We start from the raw sequence: 314 nt of genomic DNA on the forward strand, positions 1-314 counted from the left end.
GTCACGAAGTCGGTGACGGACATCTTGCGCTTGCGCCCGTCGCTGCAGGCATAGACCGGCCAGCCGTCGTCGCTGCATTCGCTGGCCAGGCAGATCTGGGCGAGGCAGTTCCCCGCGGTCAGCCGGAAACCGCCCTTGCCGGCGAAGCCCTGCAAGAGACTGCCGTCCGCCGCGCGCCACGTCCGCTGGCTGAATTCCGTCCGCAACAGGCGTGGTTCCAGGGGGACCGCAAGGTCGGCATCGCCGGAGCGCCCGGCAAGCTGAAACCGGAACCGCGCCATGGCGGTCGTGTAGGCCGTGACGGTATCCGATTC

General features: G+C 68.5%; 1 protein-coding gene. It reads right to left on the reverse strand.

Annotation, left to right across the window (positions count from 1 at the left end; genetic code table 11):
- Positions 1-314, reverse strand: a 314-nt coding sequence (locus tag EN807_RS34055; RefSeq protein ID WP_189522695.1) for a hypothetical protein, incomplete at both ends; no start/stop codon positions are given.

Origin of the sequence: Mesorhizobium sp. M5C.F.Ca.ET.164.01.1.1 (assembly GCF_004792125.1) — a bacterium.
Taxonomy (GTDB): Bacteria; Pseudomonadota; Alphaproteobacteria; order Rhizobiales; family Rhizobiaceae; genus Mesorhizobium; species Mesorhizobium wenxiniae.